This is a genomic window from Streptomyces sp. NPDC102462 (assembly GCF_044765425.1).
Taxonomy (GTDB): Bacteria; Actinomycetota; Actinomycetes; order Streptomycetales; family Streptomycetaceae; genus Streptomyces.
The window spans coordinates 20,164-40,078 of record NZ_JBIWKB010000001.1 but is presented as its reverse complement, the minus strand read 5'-3'; the positions used below and the strand labels follow the sequence as shown (position 1 = coordinate 40,078).

The 19,915-nt window shown below is 72.8% G+C and carries 12 protein-coding genes; 7 read left to right on the top strand and 5 right to left on the bottom strand.

Going from position 1 to position 19,915, the window contains the following annotated elements:
* Window positions 1–56 precede the first annotated feature (56 nt).
* Both ACIRFL_RS00125 and ACIRFL_RS00120 read left to right on the top strand, forming a co-directional pair.
* Complete coding sequence (locus ACIRFL_RS00125) at window positions 57–1,319, top strand: MFS transporter (RefSeq protein WP_404022631.1); 1,263 nt, start codon at window positions 57–59, stop codon at window positions 1,317–1,319.
* A gap of 961 nt (window positions 1,320–2,280) precedes the next feature.
* The gene (locus ACIRFL_RS00120) at window positions 2,281–3,486 is read left to right on the top strand and encodes a cytochrome P450 (protein ID WP_404022629.1); all 1,206 of its coding nucleotides are present in this window, start codon (window positions 2,281–2,283) and stop codon (window positions 3,484–3,486) included.
* Window positions 3,487–3,601: 115 nt separating this feature from the next.
* On the opposite strand, the gene ACIRFL_RS00115 is transcribed toward ACIRFL_RS00120, so the two are convergent.
* A complete protein-coding gene (locus tag ACIRFL_RS00115) occupies window positions 3,602–7,030 on the bottom strand; it encodes a S8 family serine peptidase (RefSeq protein WP_404022627.1) in 3,429 nt (1,142 codons plus the stop codon).
* A gap of 156 nt (window positions 7,031–7,186) precedes the next feature.
* The gene (locus ACIRFL_RS00110) at window positions 7,187–7,978 is read right to left on the bottom strand and encodes a DUF3152 domain-containing protein (RefSeq protein ID WP_404023148.1); all 792 of its coding nucleotides are present in this window, start codon (window positions 7,976–7,978) and stop codon (window positions 7,187–7,189) included.
* Window positions 7,979–8,241: 263 nt separating this feature from the next.
* On the opposite strand from ACIRFL_RS00110, the gene ACIRFL_RS00105 reads away from it, so the two are divergent.
* Genes ACIRFL_RS00105 through ACIRFL_RS00095 form a run of 3 tightly spaced genes read left to right on the top strand, consistent with a single transcriptional unit; the run spans window position 8,242 to window position 10,987 of the window.
* A complete protein-coding gene (locus tag ACIRFL_RS00105) occupies window positions 8,242–8,934 on the top strand; it encodes a response regulator (protein WP_404022625.1) in 693 nt (230 codons plus the stop codon).
* A gap of 35 nt (window positions 8,935–8,969) precedes the next feature.
* The gene (locus ACIRFL_RS00100) at window positions 8,970–10,406 is read left to right on the top strand and encodes a sensor histidine kinase (protein WP_404022623.1); all 1,437 of its coding nucleotides are present in this window, start codon (window positions 8,970–8,972) and stop codon (window positions 10,404–10,406) included.
* Entirely contained in the window at window positions 10,403–10,987 is a 585-nt protein-coding gene (locus tag ACIRFL_RS00095) for a hypothetical protein (RefSeq protein ID WP_404022622.1), read from the top strand. The genes ACIRFL_RS00100 and ACIRFL_RS00095 overlap by 4 nt, the downstream gene beginning before the upstream one ends.
* A 70-nt stretch (window positions 10,988–11,057) precedes the next feature.
* Here ACIRFL_RS00095 and ACIRFL_RS00090 read toward each other — a convergent pair whose 3' ends face one another.
* The 3 genes from ACIRFL_RS00090 to ACIRFL_RS00080 all read right to left on the bottom strand — a co-directional run bounded on the left by ACIRFL_RS00090 (window position 11,058) and on the right by ACIRFL_RS00080 (window position 17,725).
* Window positions 11,058–12,290: a glutamate--cysteine ligase gene (locus ACIRFL_RS00090; RefSeq protein WP_404022620.1), complete on the bottom strand. Its 1,233-nt coding sequence runs from the start codon at window positions 12,288–12,290 to the stop codon at window positions 11,058–11,060.
* Window positions 12,291–12,406: 116 nt separating this feature from the next.
* Window positions 12,407–13,591: a HupE/UreJ family protein gene (locus ACIRFL_RS00085; protein ID WP_404022619.1), complete on the bottom strand. Its 1,185-nt coding sequence runs from the start codon at window positions 13,589–13,591 to the stop codon at window positions 12,407–12,409.
* A 150-nt stretch (window positions 13,592–13,741) separates the two neighbouring features.
* A complete protein-coding gene (locus ACIRFL_RS00080; protein ID WP_404022618.1) occupies window positions 13,742–17,725 on the bottom strand; it encodes a metallophosphoesterase in 3,984 nt (1,327 codons plus the stop codon).
* Between the two features lie 407 nt (window positions 17,726–18,132).
* On the opposite strand from ACIRFL_RS00080, the gene ACIRFL_RS00075 reads away from it, so the two are divergent.
* Window positions 18,133–18,294 carry a hypothetical protein gene (locus tag ACIRFL_RS00075; protein WP_404022616.1) on the top strand — a complete coding sequence of 54 codons (162 nt, stop codon included), beginning with the start codon at window positions 18,133–18,135 and terminating at the stop codon, window positions 18,292–18,294.
* A gap of 272 nt (window positions 18,295–18,566) precedes the next feature.
* Window positions 18,567–19,715: a serine hydrolase domain-containing protein gene (locus tag ACIRFL_RS00070; protein WP_404022615.1), complete on the top strand. Its 1,149-nt coding sequence runs from the start codon at window positions 18,567–18,569 to the stop codon at window positions 19,713–19,715.
* Window positions 19,716–19,915: the final 200 nt, after the last annotated feature.

The window sequence follows — 19,915 nt, the reverse complement described above, 5'->3', positions numbered from 1 at the left end:
CCGTCACGCACCCCGGAACCGCGCCTCCTGTCCGAACACCGCGGAGACTGTGCCCGATGGACCTCGCCACCCGCCGACGACGTCGGTCACTGTTCGTGTTCTTCTTCATCCCCGGCATCGCCATGTCGTCCTGGGTGACCCGGACGCCCGACGTCCGGGACCGGCTCGGCGCCTCCACGGCCGAGATGGGGCTCGTGCTGTTCGGCCTCTCGGTCGGCTCCATGATCGGCATCCTCTGCTCCGGGCGGCTGGTCGCCCGTTACGGTTCCAGGCCCGTCATCGGCCTGGGCACCTGCCTGGTGATCGCCAGCACGGCGGTCATCGCGGCGGGCAGTTTCCTGTCCTCGGCCGGCGTCGTCACCGCGGGGCTCTTCACGTTCGGCGCGGGCATGGGGTCGGGCGAGGTCGCGGTGAACATCGACGGCGCGGACGTCGAACGGATCACCGGGAGCACGGTGCTGCCGACGCTGCACGGTTTCTTCAGCCTCGGCACGGTCATCGGCGCGGTCGCGGGCATGGCCGCCACGGCGGCCCGGTTTCCCACCCACTGGCATCTGGCGGTGGTCACGCTGGTGTCCGCGGTGGCGTTCGGGTACGCGTTCCGTGCCGTGCCCGCGGGCACCGGACGCAGCGCGGCGCCGTCGGCGCGTTCCGCGGGCCGCTCCTCCAGCGGGCTGTGGCGGGAGTCCAAGCTGCTGCTGATCGGCGTCATCGTCCTTTCCATGGCCCTCGCCGAGGGCGCGGCCAACGACTGGCTGCCGCTGCTGATGGTCGACGGACACGGGCTCGCCCCGGCGCTGGGTTCGCTCGTCTACGCCGGATTCGCCGCGGCGATGGCCCTCGGGCGTTTCGGCGGGGCCGTCTTCGTCGACCGCTTCGGGCGGGGCGCCGTGGTCCGGGCCAGCGCCCTGTCCGCGTCCCTGGGGCTCGTCCTGGTGATCTTCTCCGACAGCGCGGTGCTCGCCGGAACGGCCGTCCTGCTGTGGGGACTCGGCGCCTCGCTCGGGTTCCCGCTGACGCTGTCCGCGGCGGGTGACTCCGGCCCGGACCAGACGGCGCGGGTGAGCCTCGTGGCGACCGTCGGATACGTCGCGTTCCTCGTCGGGCCGCCCGGCCTCGGGTTCCTCGGCGACCACCTGGGCCTGCGCACCGCCATGATCGCCGTGCTGGCCTGCACCATCGTGGCCGTCGTCATCGCCCCCGCCGTCAACACCCCCCGCCCGGCCGGACCCGCCGGCTCGCCCCTGCCCGCGCCGTCCGACACCGACTCCCCCGCCGAATCCGAACGCATGGGCCCGCAGGGCCGACCGGGCGGCTGAGCGGCATCTCGTGCCCGGCGGCGGGTGAGGCCGCTTCCCGGGCACAGGCGGTCCAGCGGGGTGTGGTCTACGGCCTGGAGGTGGACGCCACCCTCACCGGGTCGACGCGGAGCGCGCGGACCGTCGCTGTCCAACTCATGGGATCGACGCCCGAGCCGCCCGCCGATCGTGGAGGCCGGGGCACTCCTTCCAGGTGGTCGTACGCCGGGAGGCGGCACCGCGGGGTGCGGGCGGGCGGCGCGGACGCGCTGCCGATGCCGGTGCCCCCGTTGTGACCTGGCCGTGCGCGCGACGCGGGCGGTCGGGCGGGGTGCGCGCCGGCCGGGGGTGACGCTCCGGCCGGGCCGTGGCGTCGCCCGCCGCGGCCCGGTCCCCCGGTTGCGGGGACGGCAGTCGGCGCCCAGGCCGGGGCTCCCGCGTCGCCCAGGTCGGGCGACGTCATCCGGGCATGCCCCCGTGCGCCGCCGGGACCGGCCGCGGGGGTGTGGTTGCGCCGATCGGCCGTACCGGACGGTCGCGCCGTCGGCCGATGACGGCGATTAGCCCATCGAGCCGAACGCGTCGGTGCCGAACAGCGGTCCCGCCGTCCGCCGTGCTTCCATCGCGCCAGGAGGCATTTGTCATGGCTGACGAGCGACAGCAGGATTCCCGGTCCCGACCACCCGCGTCCCGCCCCGGCCCGCCGGCCCGGCGCGCCGGCCGCGGCCACCAAGGTGTCCGTCCAGCCGGCCGGCCGCACAGCCGTCACGCCGAGCGGCGGTGACCGCCGACGAGGTGCGGGCCGGCTCCGTGACCCGCGGCGCGGCGGGGTCCCGCGCCGAAGGGGGCCGCCGCCCGGCCCGGGGCCGCATCAACGCTCCGTCCGCTCCTGGGCCTTCGGCGACGCCGTCGGGCCCGCCCAGGGCCTTTGCCAGCCGTGGACACCCCCACGTCGTACCACTGCCCCAAGGAGAGCCATCCGATGACCGGGAACGATGAGACCATCACCTGCCCGTTCGACTTCAGTGACGCCCTGGACTTCGATCCCGTGCTCGCCGACCTGATGAGCCGCGACAGACCCGTGAAGATCCGGCTGCCCCACGGCGACGCCGACGCCTGGCTGATCACCGGCTTCGACTCCGTCAAGCAGGTCACCACGGACCACCGGTTCAGCCGGGCGGGCATCATCGGCCGCGACTACCCCCGGATGACGCCGGAGCCCATCGTCTCGCCCGAGTCGATCAATGTGATGGACCCGCCGCAGAGCAGCCGGGTGCGGCACCTGGCCTCGCAGGCCTTCACCCAGCAGCACGTCGACGCGATGCGGCCCAGGATCGTCCGGCTCACGGACCTCCTGCTGGACGACATGGAGCGGGAGGGGCCGCCGGCCGACCTGGTGCAGCACCTGTCCGATCCGCTGCCCCAGCAGACCGTCCTCGACCTGCTGGGCATCGAACGCGACGACTGGCCCCGCATCCAGAAGTCCCTGCACCAACTCCTCGTCGTGGGCGAGGGCAACAAGGAAGCCGCCGCCAACGCCAAGACGGAGTTGACGGCCTGCTTCGCCCAACTCGTCGAGCAGCGCCGGAAGTCGCCGGGCGCCGACATCATCAGCGCGATGGCCGCCGCACGGGAGGGCCAGGAACAGCTCGACGACAGGGAACTGGCGGTCATGACCCTGGTGCTGGCGCTCAGCGGCCAGGACACGGCGACCTGCCAGATCAGCGACATCATGTTCCTGCTGCTCACCCGGCCCGAGCTGATGGAACACGTCAGGAACCACCCCGGGAAACTCACCGATGTGCTGCACGAGTTGCTTCGCTACATCCCGTTCCGCAAGGGCGTCGGCATTCCCCGGGTGGCCCTCGAGGACGTGGAACTGGACGGTGTGCTGATCCGCGCGGGCGACTTCGTCCATGTGTCGTACCTGACGGCCAACCGCGAGCCGAAGCGCTACCCGGACCCGCACGCCATCGACGTGGACCGGCCCAACGCGCCCCATATGGCGTTCGGTTGGGGCGGCCACCGGTGCATCGCGATGCCGCTCGCCATGGCGGAGCTCGAAGTGGCCGTCGGGCGGCTCCTGGAGCGCTTCCCCGAACTGCGGCTCGCGGTGGCGCCGCATGAGGTGAAGTGGGACACGGCGACGATCCGCCGCTTCCCCCTGGAACTGCCGGTGGCCTGGTAGGAGCCCCCTCGGGGGAGACACCTCCGCCCCGTCCGTGCCGCCGGCACCGGCGCCCGCCGAGGGCCCCGCCCGGAGTGACGGGCGGCCTGGCGGGGCCGGGGCGGCGGGTGGCCGGTTACGAGGTGGTGAGATAGGCGCGTTCGATGGTCTGGGTCAGTGTGTTGCCGTCACGGTCGGTCAGATGGGCGCGCAGCGAGACGGAGCCCGCCTTCGCTGGGTGCCTGAGCGACAGGTGCCCGGTGCCGGCGGCCGTGGCGGGCCGCCAGGTGGCCCCCTCGTCGTAGGAGACCTCGAAGGCGAGCTTCGCGGGCCGCTGTCCGGCGGCCGCACCCTCGATGCTGAACGGCACGTCGAACCGCTCGCCCGCCTTCGCCGTGCTGGACAGGGTCAGCCGCGGGGAGAAGCGGATCACCGACAGGGGCAGCGCGGTCCACCCGTCGGCGGGGGTCCGGGCGGACCGGAACGTCCACTGCGCCCTGATGCGGGTGCTGACCGGGTACACCGCGGGGTCGCGGGAGGCGTCCAGGGTCAGCTCGTAGCCGCTGTCCCGGGCGGGCACGGTGTACTCGGTGACGCCGTCGGTCGGCGGGATGCCGTACTCGTCGGCGATCTCCTCGCCGTCGGCCCGCAGGGAGCTGTGCGCTGAGGTATAGCCGCTCTCCCCCCAGTGTCCGGTGCCGTCGCCGAACAGGGGCAGATAGGCCCTGACGACGTTCCCGTTGCGCACGGCACCGGGATACCCCAGGGCCGGGCCGGCATCGGCGGAGTCGGTCAGGGCCGGGCCGAAGACGCCGACGTTGAACCGCTCGGTGTAGCGGCGTCCGGCCTCCCAGGTGCGGGGCAGCCGCATCAGGAAGGACTCGAAGCGCTTGTCGTCGCCCTCGCCCGCGGTCTGCCACATCCGGACGGACCACGGGACGCCGTTGTCGAGGATGTAGTCGGTGCCGTGCAGCGGCAGGCTGTCGCGCAGGTCCTGGTAGCCGTTGACGAAGCCTCCGTCGCGCAGGTGCGGGGACACCATGACCTGGACGTTGCGGCCCTCGATCGGGGCGCCCGCCTGGAGGTCGACCTCGGCGAGCCGGTCCCGGCGGACGTCGGCGGAGAAGCCGCCCAGCCATCCGGTGCGCTCCCAGGACGCGTGGTAGGTGACGGGCCGGCCCGCCCGGTCCCGTCGGCTCCAGGCGCCGGAGTACTGGGCGAACGCCTCGTTCGCGGGCAGTTCGGGGCCGAGTTGCCCGAAGCCGGTGCCCTGGAAGGCCGGCAGCACGTACTGCAGCCGGGCCGCGGGCAGCCCCTCGGCCCGGTCGAAGCCGACCGCGACCGTCGCGTCGGTGTTCTCGGCCGCCTGGTCGGGCACGGTGATCCGGACCGGCCGTGCCTGGCGTGCGTCGACGGTGACGGTGGTGTCCGCGTCAAGCCGCAGTCGCGGCCGCACCAGTACGGCATGGGTGGGTGACGAGGTGGAGGGGTGGATGACGCCGCTGAGGCTGTACTCGCCCTTGGGCAGCCGCACCGAGACCTCGCCGTCCCGCTCGTCGGCGTAGTCGGCGTAGAACTCCCGGTCGTAGCCCATGACCTGGGTGACGGCGTCGCCGGTCGGCCTGCCGTCCTCGTCGACGTGCTTCAGCGTCAGGGTGTACGACTCGACCTCGCGCTCCACTCCGACGGCGGTGCGCACCCGCGCCGTGCCGTCGGCCGAGGCGGCGGCGACGGAGCCGCCGAACGTGCCGTCGGCGCTGCCGGCCCGGGTGTCCGCCGTGACGTCGGCGCTCGCCTCGCCGCCGGCGGGGACGGTGAGCCGGCGCGGGGCGACGGTGAACATCCCCTCGGCGGCGGGCCTGCCGTCCACCGAGTAGGCGTCGACGGACAGGTCCAGGGTGACCGCTTCGGTGCCGAGGTTGCGGTACGTGAGCCGCTTGGTCACGGGCTGGTCGTCGTCGTGCGGCCACTGCTGGGTGCCGAAGCCGAGCGGGCCCTGCTCGGTGACGACCTTCTGGTCGAGCGCCCGGACCAGGTCGGTGCGTCCGGTGCCCTGCTGGAAGGAACTGTACGAGCCGGGCGCGGCGGAGCCGGTGAGTACCGCCTTCAGGCGCTCGCCGCTGAAGTCGGGGTGCTGCTGGGCGAGGATCGCGGCGGCGCCCGCGACGTGCGGGGTGGCCATGGAGGTGCCGTCGAGGGTGGCGTATCCGGGGGTGCCGGAGGGGAACGAGTCCTCGAAGGCGCTGCCGGCGGCCGCGGCGGCGGTGATGGCGGCGCCGGGCGCGGTCAGGTCGGGTTTGACGCCGCTGTCGCCGAGGCGCGGACCACGGCTGGAGAAGTCGGCGAGCCGGTCGGACTTGTCGACGGCGCCGACGGTGAGCGCGGCGTCCGCGCTGCCTGGCGAGCCGACCGTCCGCTCCCCCGACTCACCGGAGTTGCCGGCCGCGACGACGAACAGGGTGCCCGTCTCGGCGGACAGCCGGTCGACGGTCTCCTCCATCGGGTCGGTGCCGGGTGTGTCATCGCCGCCGAGGCTGAGGTTGACGATGTCGGCGTGCTCGGCCACCGCCCACTCCATGCCGGCGATGATGTCGGAGTCCATGCCGAAGCCGTTGTCGTCCAGGACCTTGCCGTTGAGGATCGTCGCGCCCGGTGCGACCCCCTTGTACCGGCCGCCGGACTTGGCTCCGGTGCCGGCCACGATGGAGGCCACATGGGTGCCGTGGCCGACCTTGTCGCCGGGGTCCGCGGTGCCGGAGAAGACCCGCTGCGCGGTCACCTTGTCCGCCAGGTCGGGGTGGGTGGTGTCCACTCCGGTGTCCAGTACGGCGATCCTGACGCCGGTGCCGTCGTAGCCTGCGGCCCAGGCGGTGGGTGCGCCGATCTGCGGGACGCTCTTGTCGAGGGTGGCCCTGCGCCTGCCGTCCAGCCACACCTTCGCCACCGCCGTGGTGTCGGTGAACTCCGTGGGCGCCGGCGCGCCGCGGCCGGTGGCCCGGGTGCGGGCGGTGCCGGTGACGGCGTTCCAGAACGCGGTGGCACGCTTCTTCGCCGGGCGCATCGCCCTGCCGTTGACGGCGGTCAGGTGTCGGCCCAGCCGTGCCCCGGCCCCGGTGAAGGGGGCCGTCGAGGGGGCCTTGCGGCCCCGGAACGTGACGATCAGCGGCAGGTCGCCGCGGCCCGCGTCGTCGTAGCCGTCCGCCGCCAGCTGCGTCACGTCGAACAGCCGCTGGTCCAGCTTGCCCTCGGCCAGCAGTAGTTCCGCGTCGCCTGGCACGACACGGGTGTGCCCGGCGGTCTCCCGCACAGAGAACGGCATGGTTTCCCGGCCCGGTGCCCGCTCCACACCGGTGACCCGGCCGGCGCCGTCCATCAGGACCCGGTCGCCGGTGATCAGGGTGACCGTCTTCACCACGGTGGACGTATCGGAGGCGCCCGCGGTGCGGGCCGGGTCGCCGGGCGGTGCGGCCTCGGCCGCGGTGCCCGGAAGCCCGCTGAGCACCAGTGCCGCGGAGGCGAGGGCGGCCGCCGCGGCCGCACGTCTGGATCGTGGACGTAATCTCAACTGAACTCCTCAGGAAGGGACTGGGGTGGGAAGGTGCGTCTGCCGGCCCGCGGCGGTGGCGTCCTCGGCCGCGGCCTTCGCCGGGCGGTCCGCGCCCGGGCCGTGGGGCGGCTCGGGTCCGGGCGCTCGCGGTGGGCCGGTGGGACGTCGGCGTGGTCACGGGACGGACGGGCCGGTGATGAGGTGGCCCTCGGTGTCGTACGGCCAGACGTTGGGGACGCAGCCGTGCATGCCCTTGATCTGCTGCATCATCGCGGGGGCCGGTTTCCCCTTGCCCGGGCAGGTGACGTGGCCGTGGCCGAGGAAGTGCCCCACCTCGTGGTTGATGATCAGGGCCCGGTAGGCGGTGACGTCGTGCGCGTAGACGGGGGTCGCCTGCTCCCAGCGTTTGAGGTTGACCATGACGTTGCGGTCGACGCTGCAGTTGACCTCGCCGCCGGTGTCCAGGCCGTACTGTCCGCAGATGTCGTCGACGGTTCCCGGTGTGGCGATCCGGACCACGAAGTCGGTGGGGCCGTCGGCGACCCGTCGGAACGCCGAGTGTCCGTCGGCCGTCCAGCCGCGCGGATCGCTGAGGATGCGCTCCACCTGCGCGGCGGCGCCGGCGGCGGACACGTCGATGCCGTTCTCCACCTCGACCCGGTAGCGCAGCACCTTTCCCGTGCCGGCCTCGCCGCTCTCGCCGGGCGCGGTGACGAACGTGCCCGGCCCCTTGAGGGGGATGTCCGCGCCGGAGCCGCGGGTGGGCGCGGGGTCCTCGGCGCGGGCGCTCGCCGAGGCCGTGGCGCTCGGTGCCGGTGCGGACGGTCCCGGGGAACGGGGCGCCGGTGGGGTGTGCCCGGCGGACGCGTCCGCCGCCGTCGGGTGGTGCGGGTCGGACGGCGGCCAGGCCACCACCGCACAGCCGGCGGCCGCGAGGGCGGCCAGCGCGGCAAGCCCGCCGGCCAGCTGCCGTTTCGGGTGCCTCTTCGCACGCCTGCTCCCGCGCCGCTTGTCGCTCCGCGCGGCGGTGGGCGCCGGGCCGCTCCGGCGACGACGGGAGCCGGGCGAGTTTCCTTGGTACGCAGTCACGATGGTTCACGGTGTGACCGCAATGTGATCGATCTTGGCCCGATACATAACGGATCGATAACGCTCGCCCGTGGGCGCGCTTATATGATCAACCGGTAACAGTTTTCCGGCCGGGCGCACGGCATACCGATACTGGGCCCATGCCACGTGTACTGCTGATCGAAGACGACCGCGCCGTCCGCGAGGGCGTCACCCTGGCCCTGCGCCGGCAGAGCCATGACGTCGTCGCCGCCGGCACCGGCGAGGAGGGGATGGACCGGCTGCGGTCCTTCCGGCCGGACATCGTCGTCCTCGATCTGATGCTGCCCGGCATGCCGGGCCTTGAGGTGTGCCGGGGCATACGGGCCGTCGACCAGACGCTGCCGATCATCATGGCGACCGCGCGGGGCGACGAGGTGGACATCGTGGTCGGCCTGGAGGCGGGCGCCGACGACTACGTGGTCAAGCCCGTGCAGGCGCGGGTGCTCGACGCACGCATCCGCGCCGTACTGCGCCGGGCCGGCGGGCCGTCCGCCGACCCCGCCCTGCCGAAGATCGACACCTATGGGGACCTGGCCGTCGACCGGGCCGGGCTCACCGTCACCCTGAACGGCGTGCCGATACCGCTCGCCCCCTCCGAGCGGCGCCTTCTGCTCACCCTGTCCGCCTCACCCGGCCAGGTGTTCAGCCGGCAGCAGTTGCTGGAGGCGGTCTGGGAGCACGACTACCACGGCGACGCCCGCCTGGTGGACGCCTGTGTCAAACGGCTGCGCACCAAGCTGGACGAGCCGCCGCGCGCACCCCGCTACATCCACACCGTGCGCGGTTTCGGCTACCGCTTCGCCGCCCGGTGAGGGCGCCCCGACTACGCGGTCTTCGGCCACGCCTGGTGGTCGGCTTCGGGCTCGTCGCCACCGTCGCCGCGACCACGACGGGCGCCCTGACCTTCCGGGAGGCGCGCACCGGAGTGCTCCAGCAGAGCCAGGACGCCGTGATCAGACAGCTGCGGACCCAGGTGAGCGAGCGCGCCCCCGAACTCGGCTTCCCGCCCGACCAGCCGGCGTTGCAGCGGTTCGCGTCCGACGTGGCGGCCACCGAGGGGCAGGGCCACTGGCGTGTGCTGGTCACCTTCCGGGAACTGAGCGCGGCCTCCATAACCGGCGACCGCTTCGAGGAGCTGACGCCGGCCGTGCGCGAGGCCGTCGGGTCCAGCCGGGCCACCGTCTTCCAGCGGGTGCGCAGGGACGGGCGCACCTCACTGGTCGTCGGCATGTCCGTCGCCTTCGACGCCCCGGACGGGCGGCAGACGTTGTCCGGGGTGCGGGTGTTCCTCGTCGTTGCGCAGACCACCGAGCAGGCGTACGTCGACGCCCTGGTGACCGCCGTCGAGCGCGCCCTGGTGCCGGCGCTCGTCCTCGCCGTGGCGCTCGCCCTGCTGGCCGCCCGTGGTGTGCTGCTGCCGGTGCGGGCGCTGCGCCAGGCCACCCGCAGCATCGCCCAGGGCCGCCTCGACACCCGGCTCGCGGTCAACGGCTCCGACGAACTCGCCGATCTGTCGCACACGTTCAACGAGACGGCCGCCGCGCTGGAGGCGTCGGTGGCGGAGCTGCGGGAGATGGAGGCCAGGGCCCGCCGCTTCGCCGCGGACGTCTCGCACGAACTGCGCACTCCGCTGGCCGCCATGTCGGCGGTCACCGACGTGCTGGACGAGGACGCCGCCCGCCTCGATCCGGACACGGCCACCGCGGTGCGGCTGATCAGTGAGGAGACCGTGAAACTGGCCCGCCTGGTCGACGACTTGATGGAGATGTCCCGGTTCGACGCGGGCGCTGCGGTGCTGCACCTGGACGAGATCGATCTCGCCGAGTCCGTGCGGCGTACGCTCGCCGCCCGCGGCTGGTCCGAGACGGTGCAGACGGACCTGCCGCCGCCCGACACGCTGCGCGGACGCGTCGACCCGCGCCGCCTCGACGTGGTCGTAGCCAATCTGGTCGGCAACGCCCTGCGGCACGGCGCCCGTCCGGTGCTGGTGCGCCTCCACGCGCGCGACACCGCCGGGGCCGAACGCCTCGCGGTCATCGAGGTGCGGGACAGCGGACCCGGCATCCCCGACGACGTACTGCCGCATGTCTTCGAGCGGTTCTACAAGTCGGACAGCGCGAGGACCCGCTCCGAGGGCAGCGGGCTCGGGCTGTCGATCACCGCCGAGAACGTCCGTATGCACGCCGGCACCGTCCGCGCGGCGAACCATCCGGCGGGCGGCGCCCTGTTCACCGTGGAAATCCCGCTGCGGCGGGACAACGTGCCCGAGGAGAACCGGACATGAGGGCCACCCGCCGGCTCATGCCGCTGCTCGCGCCGGCACTCCTCGCGCTCTCCGCCTGCGGGATTCCCGCGACCGGGGTGGTGCAGGCCGGCGGTCCGGCGAGCGGCATCGTACCGGTGACACCGGTGTACTTCGTCCGCGACGGGGCGCTCGTCGCGGTGCCGCGCACGACCGGCAGCCCCGGGGACGTCCAGGCGGCCCTGGATCTGCTCTTCGGCGGGCCGACGCCCGCCGAGGTGCTCGAGAGCCTGACCACCCAAGTGCCCGGGACACCGACCGCCATGCCCCCGGCGCCGGGCGGGATCTTCGACGTACCCGCGGACACCCCGACGGTGCCGGCGGCCACCCCGAGCGTGCCGGCGGACACCGCGACCGTGTCGGTGAAGGGCGACACGCTCACGGTCCGGCTCCCCGGCGGCATCGATGGGCTGTCCCGCCTCGCGACGCGGCAGTTGGTCTGTACGGTGGCCGCGGCGCACCGCATCGGCAGACCGTCCGCCGGTACGGTGACGGTGACCGTGACCGTGTCCGTCGGCGGATGGCGGTCGAGGGCCACGGACGGGAACTGCCCCGGCGGGTGAGCGCGGGTCCGCGCGGCACGCCCGCTCGGTCAGGCCGTCTCCTGCGGGGCGGACGCGGGTGGCCCGTCGGTCAGGTCGCCTCCTTGGGGTCGGACACGGGCGGCGCGCAGCGGGAGAGCGTCCCGCGGGCCGCTTCGGGGGCATGGGCCGGATCGGCGAGGGTCAGGTGCTCGACGAGCCCGTCCAGGCGGCCGGTGCCGCGGTGCAGTGCCCGCTGACGGTCGGCGGCGCCGCCCTCCTCGGCGAGCCGGTCCAGCCAGGCGTTCACCAACGCCTGTTCGCCGCGGTCCGGCAGATGGGGCCCGAGCAGGCGGCGCGCCGTCTCGATCTGCCGCACGACCGGGGTGGCCGCGGGGGCCGAGCCCCCGATCAGGTCCAGCAGTTCTCCGGTGGCCCCTTCGCGCGCCGCCTGCCAGCAGGCGGCGACGAGCACGTCCTGCTCCACCCGCGGCGGGAGAACGCCCGCCCGGACCGCGGCGCGGGCGCGGACGACCGCGGCCCGCACCACCAGCGCGTAGGCCACCGTCTCGGCCACGGTCGGCAGTACGTCGGCGACGCGGACCTCGACGGTCGGTACGTGCCGCGACGGGCGGGCGTACCAGTAGACCATCGCCGGGTCCTGGGCCGCGCCGCTGGCCACGAGGGTCCGGACGACCTCCTCGTAGTGCTCGGCGGAACGCAGCACGGGGGGCGGTCCCGCCGTGGGCCAGCGGCGCCAGAGCATGGTGCGCCAGCTCGCGTATCCGGTGTCGGCGCCGTTCCAGTAGGGCGAGTTGGCGGTCAGCGCGAGCAGCAGCGGCAGCCAGGGGCGCAGATGGTTGACGACCGCGACGGCGGTGCCCACATCCGGCACACCTACATGAACATGACAGGAACACACGCCCTGGTCGCGCACGAGCGGCCCGAACCGCTCCCGGATGCGCAGATACCGCGGGTGCCGGCGCAGCGGCGGTACCTCCGGAGGATCGTCCTCGGTCCCCGGTCCGCTCCGCCCGAGCGGCGAGGTTCCCGAGGCGAGCAGCAGACACTCCGCTTCCCCCGCGGCCCGCGCGGCGGCCCCGCGCAGCCGCACGAGTTCCCCGCGCAGCTGGGCGCCGGTGCCGCACACGTCGCTGACCGTCTCCACCATCGCCTCGGAGATCTCCGGCACCAGCTGTCCGGGCCGCAACCGCCGCCGGCCGGCCTCCAGCACCTGACTGCCCCGCCCCACCGGCCGGTACGCCTTGCGGTCGAGGAGCAGGAACTCCTCCTCGACGCCCAGCGTGACCGTCTCGCGTAAGTCCCCTGGTCCCGAGCTGTCCACCCGGCCTCCCCATCGTCATCGTCGGCACCCGGCACGGTCGGCACCATGCGGTGTGCCGTGGTGACTCAGTGCTACCCGCGGCGGGGACCGCTCACGACTGTTCGGGACGGCGGGCGTCAGGCGCTGATCGCCACCCGGTCCCAGCACCAGTAGAGGCTGACGAGCACGATGGGTGCGGTCAGGGCCGGCAGCGCCCAGCGGTGGACCGGTGACCGGCGCAGCAGGAGCAGCAACGGGAAGACCACGAGGATGATGCCCAACTGCACCGCCTCAATGCCGACGTTGAAGCTGAGGAGCGACAACAGCAGTTCCCAGGACCGGCTTTCGTCGATGCCCAGCGACCCCGCGAAGCCCAGGCCGTGCACGAGACCGAAGACGAAGACGGTGGGCAGTCGCCAGCGTGCGTTGTCCGTGCGGTCACGCAGCCAGAAGCCGGCGATCGCGACGACGGCGATGGACGCGGCGATCACCGGCTCCACCACAGCGGCGGGCACCTCCACGACGCCGCACGCGGCCAGCAGGAACGTGATGCTGTGCGCGGCGGTGAACGCGGTCGCCGTGAGCGCGATGTCCCGCAGACTGCGCGCCCCGATGAGCAGCGAGAGCAGGAAGAGGATGTGGTCGAGGCCGAACAGCAGGTGTTCGGTGCCCAGCAGGAAGAACTCCCGGACCTGGTGGGACTCCTGGCCCCGGGCCGCGGCGGCGGTGACGGAGGGCTCGGTGACGGTGAGGATCTGCGAGCCACGGCCGCCGTCGATGTCGTAGTGCACGATCGTCCGCGTGCTGTGCACGAAGCTCTCGGCGTCGGGGAACAGCGCGCTGGACACGGTGACCGGACCGGTGGCGCCGGCCGGGCAGGTGAAGGCGAGGGTGAGCACGGCGTAGGGGCGTGCGCCGCGGACGCGGATGTCCGCGTCGCCCACGGTGCGCGGTGTGCAGGCCGCGTCGTCCCGGGTGATCGCGAAGCGCCCGGTGACGTACTCGGACACCGCCCGGGCGTTCAGCCCGAGCTGGCGCAACTGCTCGGCCCGGCCCTTCGCGTCGTAGGCATCGGCGTACAGCCAGGCCGACTTCATCAGCAGGTCGTATTCGAGGTCGAGGGTGGCCTCGGGACGGGCCGCGCTGCCGCCGACCTCGGCGTAGGCGGTGGAGGTGGCGTCGTGCGCGGCGGCGGGTGCCGCCTGGAGCAGACCGGCGCCGAGCAGCGCGGCGAGGACGGCCAGGACGGTCAAGAGGGAGCGCAGGGCGCCGCGCGGCCCGGGCCGGGGCGCGCGGGTACGGGCAGGGGGTGTCGGATGCATGGCGGGCTCGGTTCTCGTGGCGGAGGATCACGGCGGTGAACCGTCGCCGCGATCCGGGGCGGGGGGACGGGAGCGTGGGTCCGCCGCCCCGGACCGCGCGGGTCCGGGACGGCGGACGACCACCGCCGGGCGCCGCCGGCGGTCAGCCGGTCAGCGCCGGCCCCCGGGCGGGGCGAACCACTCGTAGTAGGGCGTGTCCGCGTTCCACGTGCCGGGCCGGCCGTGTGCGTCCTTCGTCACGAAGACGCTCGGCTCGGAGGCGGTGACACCGCCGCCGGCGGAGCGGGCCGTGACGAACCACGCGTGCGTGGAGCCGGGCTTGAGGTTCCGCCACGTCACCGAGGCGACCTGACCTGAGGTGACCTTCGTACGTCCGATGACGCTGACGGGGTCGTACAGCGCGAGAGAGTCGGTCTCGAAGGTCGTCCTGCGGGAGTTGAGGTCGATCGGCAGCACCATGTTGTCCTCGGTGCCGTCGTAGCGGTGGTCGGTGTCGTACTCGGTGGCGCCGAACTCGTCGAGCAGCGGCGAGTAGGTGTCGACGGTCAGCTCGGAGCGTGCCACGTCGAACTGGAGCAGCCGGAAGAAGCTCGCCCCGAACTGCAACTGGTCCTCGGGCTTGTAGCCGCCGATCTCGGTGAGCCCGAGCCGGTCGGCGGACACCGTGTAGAACTGGTAGTCCGCGAGCAGTTCGACCACGCCGTGGCCGATCTCGCCGACCTTCGGCTTCACGTTGGTGCCCACGCCGTGCTCATGACCGGCGAGGATCAGGAACACGTTCGGGTTGTCCTGGACCACCGTCTTGAACAGCATCGAACCGTCGGGCGCGGAGAACGGGGCCCCGCGGCCGTCGGCGTGGGTGCTGGGCGCGAGGTAGTCGTGCGAGAGCAGGATGCCGTTGCGGTCGGGGAAGCGCTTGAAGACCGAGTCGGCCCATTCGGCCTCCTCGCGGGTCACACCGTAGGACAGGCCGACCACCACGAAGTCCTGGCCGCCGGCCGAGAACAGGTCGTAGTGGTTCTGGTTGTCGCCGGCCCGCCAGGGTCCGCCGTAACTGGCGTGCTCCCAGCCCTGTGACAGCGCCTGGTAACGGTCGGGGCCGTAGTACTTGTTGTAGAGGGCGTCCGGACCGTTCTCGGTTCCCGACTGGTTGTCGTGGTTGCCCGCGATCACACCGTTCGGGATGCCCGCGTCGTCCAGGATCTTCTGCTGCCTGGAGGACACCTCCAGCTCGCCGACGACCTGCTTCCGCGTGGCCTCGTCGGCGGGCTTGCGGATGTTGTTCTCGATGATGTCGCCGGTGTGGGCGACATAGGCGATCTTCCGCTTGTCCTTGTTGTCGACGATCCAGCGGGCGACGTCCCCGTACGCCTTCTCCCAGACCGCGCGCTCCTCGGGCGTCTCCTGTTCCACCGCGCCCTCGGACAGATACTGCGTGTCGGTGTAGTGGACGATCGAGAAGTCGTACGAGCCGGGGTCGGCGAACGAGTCCGGGTCACCGGCGTCGATGTCGTCGGCGAACGGGTCCTCGCCCGTCACCATGACGTGCACCTGCTGGCGGTCGACGTGCACACGGTCCAGTACGGCGGTGAGCTGCGTGTTGCCCTCGGCGGCGCCGCGGGCGCTGCTGACGACGTCCCACTGGCCGGTGTCGTTGTTCCACGCCCGCAGCGAGGCCAGGCGCTCGGGGTCGATGACGCCCTCCCAGCGCAGCACCGGCTGGTCGACGTGGCCCTTGACCTGGACATCGAACCGCTGGAAGGTGACGTCGGAGGAGGACGGCGCGGCGAGTGTCCTGCCGTCGGCAGGCGCGAGATGCCCTGCCTTGACCTTCTTCTCTCCCTTGACCCTCAGCGTGGTCGGGACGGCGGTGGCCGTGCCCTGGTACACCTGGTTCGGGGTAAGGATCTCGGCCTCGGAGAACGTGGCGGTCACCTCGCCGCCGTCGGGCTCGGCCACCTTCGCGGACAGCGTGACGTTCCGGCCGGCGTCGGTGGTGCCGGAGGCCGGGGTCAGCTGTGCGGGGGTGTCCGGGATGCCGGCGGAGGTGAACTTCACCTCGCGGGTGCCGGTGTTGCCCAAAGAGTCGGTGGCGGTCACGGACAGGGTGTGCGCTCCCGCGGACAGGCCCGGCCCGATCGCGGCACCGGCCTTGACCGCCTTGCCGTCGAGCTTGATGTCCGGGCCGTTCACCACGCCGGAGAAGTCCTTCATCTGCACGCCGAGCACGACCGACGCGGTGATCCGCTGACCGGCCTTCGGGGTGCTGCTCGCGACCTCGGGCGCCGAGTTGTCGGTGACCAGGACGCGGGTGGCCGTCCTGCCGGACTTCGAGGTGGCGGCCAGCGTGTGCCGCCCGTCCTCGATCCTCGCGGTGTCGAGGTCGGCGCGGACGCCCTTGGCCGGGCCGTCCACGAAGAACTCCAGGTCGATCTCGGTCAGCGGGTTGACGTTGTCGCCGCAGTTGCCGTCGCCGAAGCTGTAGGAGCCCTTGACCATGCGGCCCTCGGCGGTGCCGCCGAGCGGGGTGAGCGTGATGCCGGACAGCGCGAAGTCGTCCCGGTTGTCGCCGCACGAGGTGGCGTAGGTGCCGGTGACGACGTCGATGGTGTTCCAGCCGGGCACCAGCCACTCGTTGGGGAAGGTCAGGTCGACGTGCCGGCCGACGTAGTCGGCGTCCAGCACGAGCTTCTGCCCGTTGATCAGGAGGTAGTTCTGGTAGCGGGCCTCGATCGAGTTGCTGCCCACGGTGAAGCCGAGGGTGGCGTCGCCGGAACCGAGCGTGTCGGTGACGGCGACGGCCGGGGCGTCGATCGTGTAGTGGAGTTCGGCCTCGTGCAGTCGGTCGGTGGCGCTGCCGCAGGCGCCATCGCCCATCGCGTAGGACGCGGCGATGTCCTTGCCGGTGACGGTGGCGCCGTCCAGGGCGAGGCGCAGAGCGGAGATGTCGAAGTCGTCGCGGTTGTTGCCGCAGCTCTCCTTGTACGGGCCGGTGACGACCTTGATGGTGTTGTCACCGGGCACCAGGTACCGCGCGGGAATCGCGATGTCCACCCGCTGGCTGACCCAGGTGCCGCCCAGGTCGATCCGCTTGCCGTTGACGAGCAGGTGGTTGTCGTACTTGTCGTCGAGCGAGTTGGCGCCGACGTCGAAGGAGAACGTGGCCGCACCGTTGCCCAACTGGGGCGTGGAGACGGGCTTGTGGCCGTCCACGGTCAGCGAGGACAGCTGACCGTCGGCGCCCGCGGGGAAGGTGGCGAACACCGGCTGTCCGCCCTTGACCAGCGTGCCGTCCTTGGGCAGCAGCCGGGGGGCGCCCGCCGGGGCGTTGTTGACGGTCACCTTGTTGGTCACCGTCTTGCGCGAAGCGGTGGTCGCGGTGAGGGTGTGTTCGCCGTTGGCGAGCCGGGTGGTGTCCAGGTCGGCCTGCAGGCCGGTGGTGCCCTGCGGGTCGCCCAGGACGAAGAAGCTGAGCGTCGCCTCCTTCAGCAGCGCGCTGTTGGAGCCGCAGTTGCCGTCGCCGAAGGAGTACGTGTACTCGTTCTCCTCGCCGTCCGCGACCTCGCCGAGCAGGGTCAGCTGGATGTCCGACAGCACGAAGTCGTCATGGTTGGTGCCGCACGAGGTCTCGACGGTGCCGGCGAAGATCTGGATCTTGTTCTCGCCCTTGACGAGATGGTCGTTCGGGATCTCGATGGTGCCGCGCTCGTTGACGAGGTCGCCGATGCCCGCGCGGTACTCGCCGTTGACCAGCACGTAGTTGTGGTAGCGAGCCTCCGTCGAGTTCGAGCCGACGTCGAAGCTCAGCCGGGACACCCCTACCGTCTTCTCGGCGTCGATCGCCTTGCCGTCGACGGCGAGCCGCGTCACGGAGTCACCGGCCAGGGTCGGCGTGGCCGCGGCCTTCTGGGTGCCCTCCAGGTATGCGCCCTCGCCTGGGCTGAGGGTGGGCAGGGTGGTCGCGCCCTGGCTCGGCGCGTCCTTCTTGTCCGTGGCACGCCGGTCCGCGTCGGTGTCGGCGTACGCCACCGTCAGGTTTCCGCCCACCAGGACGAGCGCGGTCAGAACGGCGCCCGCGAGCCGGCGCCCGCCGGTTCCACCGCCCTGCCATCTTCGCCGCTGTGTTGGCCGCATCAGCAGCCGTCCTTCCTGATCGCTTGGAAAGTGAGGGGCACACCGCGCACCAAATCGGGCATGCCCATGGCGAATCCTGGGCACCTCAGGTGAACGCCGGTGGTTGGCCTGAGGACAATCAGCGGAATGATCTTCCGGACGCCGGCCCCCGGACCACCCGACACGCTAGGAACACGGCGACGTCCACCGGCCGCCCATCGACTTCGGCCGACGGCGACCACCGGACCGCACGGGTCCCGCGCGCACGGGGCAGCGCCAACGCCCCGAAGCGGCACGGGGCGGCCACGGCCGTGGCGACCGGGGGTCGTAGCGGTGGAGTCGTAGCGGCCGGGGTCGTGGGGGGCCGGGGTCGCCGCCCCGGCCCGGGTCGTCCACGGGGGAATCTCCCAGCGGCGGGAGGGCGGTCGGTGTTCCAAGGCCCGCGGCGCGTCGGCCCCCGGCGTCTGGAACGCGCCCGCCAGGACCTCGCCGACCGGGGCCGGAACACCACCCCCGTGCACGCCATCGCCGCCCGCTGGGGATTCCCCCACCACCCCACGCCACCCGACCGGACCGCCGAGGGGCCCTGATCAACATGGTTCGCACGTCGCGCCACGGAGGCGGTCTCTCACCGCGGGGCCGGGCCACTGACTGCTGTCGGCACCGGCTTTCAAGGGACACCGTGAGGGGGCCGATGAAAGCGGATCCCTAGGGGCCGGCCCCGACAAAGTGGCGTTGCGCGCGGGGATTTCGTCGGGGGTGTGCCGGGGTCGAAAGCCCTCCCCGCCGACGATTCGGCGGGCGGTCCGGCACCGGAGGATGGCGCCACGACCTGGACGCCGATCCTCCTGAGGAGCCCCGTATGCAACCGCTCGGCCGCCGCACCGTCCTCGCCGCCCTTCTCGCGCCGACCGTCGCGGCGGGCGGGCCGGCGGCCCGCGCCTTCGCCGCGCCCGTCCCCGCGCCGACGGCGGCCGGGCCCGACGCCGCGGCTCTGCGCGCCGCGCTCGCCGGTCTGCCCGGTACCGACGCGACCGCGGCGCTGGTCCGGGTCGGCGGCTTCGACGGCCGCTGGCGGGGCAGCGCGGGCGTGCACGATCTGGTGCATCGACGGGCGGCGGACCCCGACGCTGTCTTCCGGGCGGGCTCGACGACGAAGGTGGTGACGGCGGCGACCGTGCTGCGGCTGGCGGCCGAGGGCAGGGTCGATCCGCACGCGCCGATCCAGCGTTATCTGCCGCATCTGCTCACCCCGGAGTTCGAGCCGATCTCCGTACGTCAGATGCTGAACCACACCAGCGGTATCCAGCCGGGCGACGGCTGGGGCGACGGCTTCGAGGACCAGTACGCGCACCGCTTCGACACGCTGACCCCGGCCCGGGTGGTGGCGTCGGCGGTGGCGAAGGGCCCGGGGTTCCGCCCGGGCCGGCGGCAGGAGTATCTGAACATCAACTACACGATCCTGGGCATGCTGATCGAAAAGGTGACGGAGCGTTCGTACGCGCACGAGGCCACCCGCCTGGTGCTGCGCCCCGCCGGGATGCGCCACACATACTTCCCGGGCACCGACCCACGCATCCACGGCCCGCACAACCGCGGCTACCAGCTGGTGAAGCGACCCGACGGGACCACGCGCTACGTGGACGTCACGGACTGGAACCAGTCGGACCGCTGGGCGGCAGGCGACATGATCTCCACCACCGCCGACCTGGAGCGGCTGATCACGGCGCTCTTCCGGGGGCGGATCGTACCGGAGCCGCAGCTGCGGGAGATGTTCACACTCCCGCCGGGGATCGACGGCGCCACCTACAGCGCCGGGCTCCAGCGGTTCACGTACGACGACACCGTCTACTGGCTCAAGTCAGGCGCGCGCTACGGGTACAGCACGGCGGTGGCGGCCACCCGGGACCTGGGCCGCACACTGGTCTACTCGGTCAACTCCACCGACGCCAAGGGCACGTCGATGAACCCGGTCGCCGAGCGCATCGCGATGGCCGCGCTGCGACGGTAGGCGCGCGTGCCGAGCCACGGCGAGGTGTCCGCTCATGCTCCGTTTCGCGGCGCGGCCGTTGCGGGGCGTGCCGGAGCCCTGAGGGATGTCAGGGTTCGCGGGCAGGGGAGCGCTCAGGGGGCGATACCGCTGGGGAAGGACGCACCGTGACCGTGCCTCGGCCGAGGATGCCGGTGGCCGGGAGCATTCCCGGCCGGCCG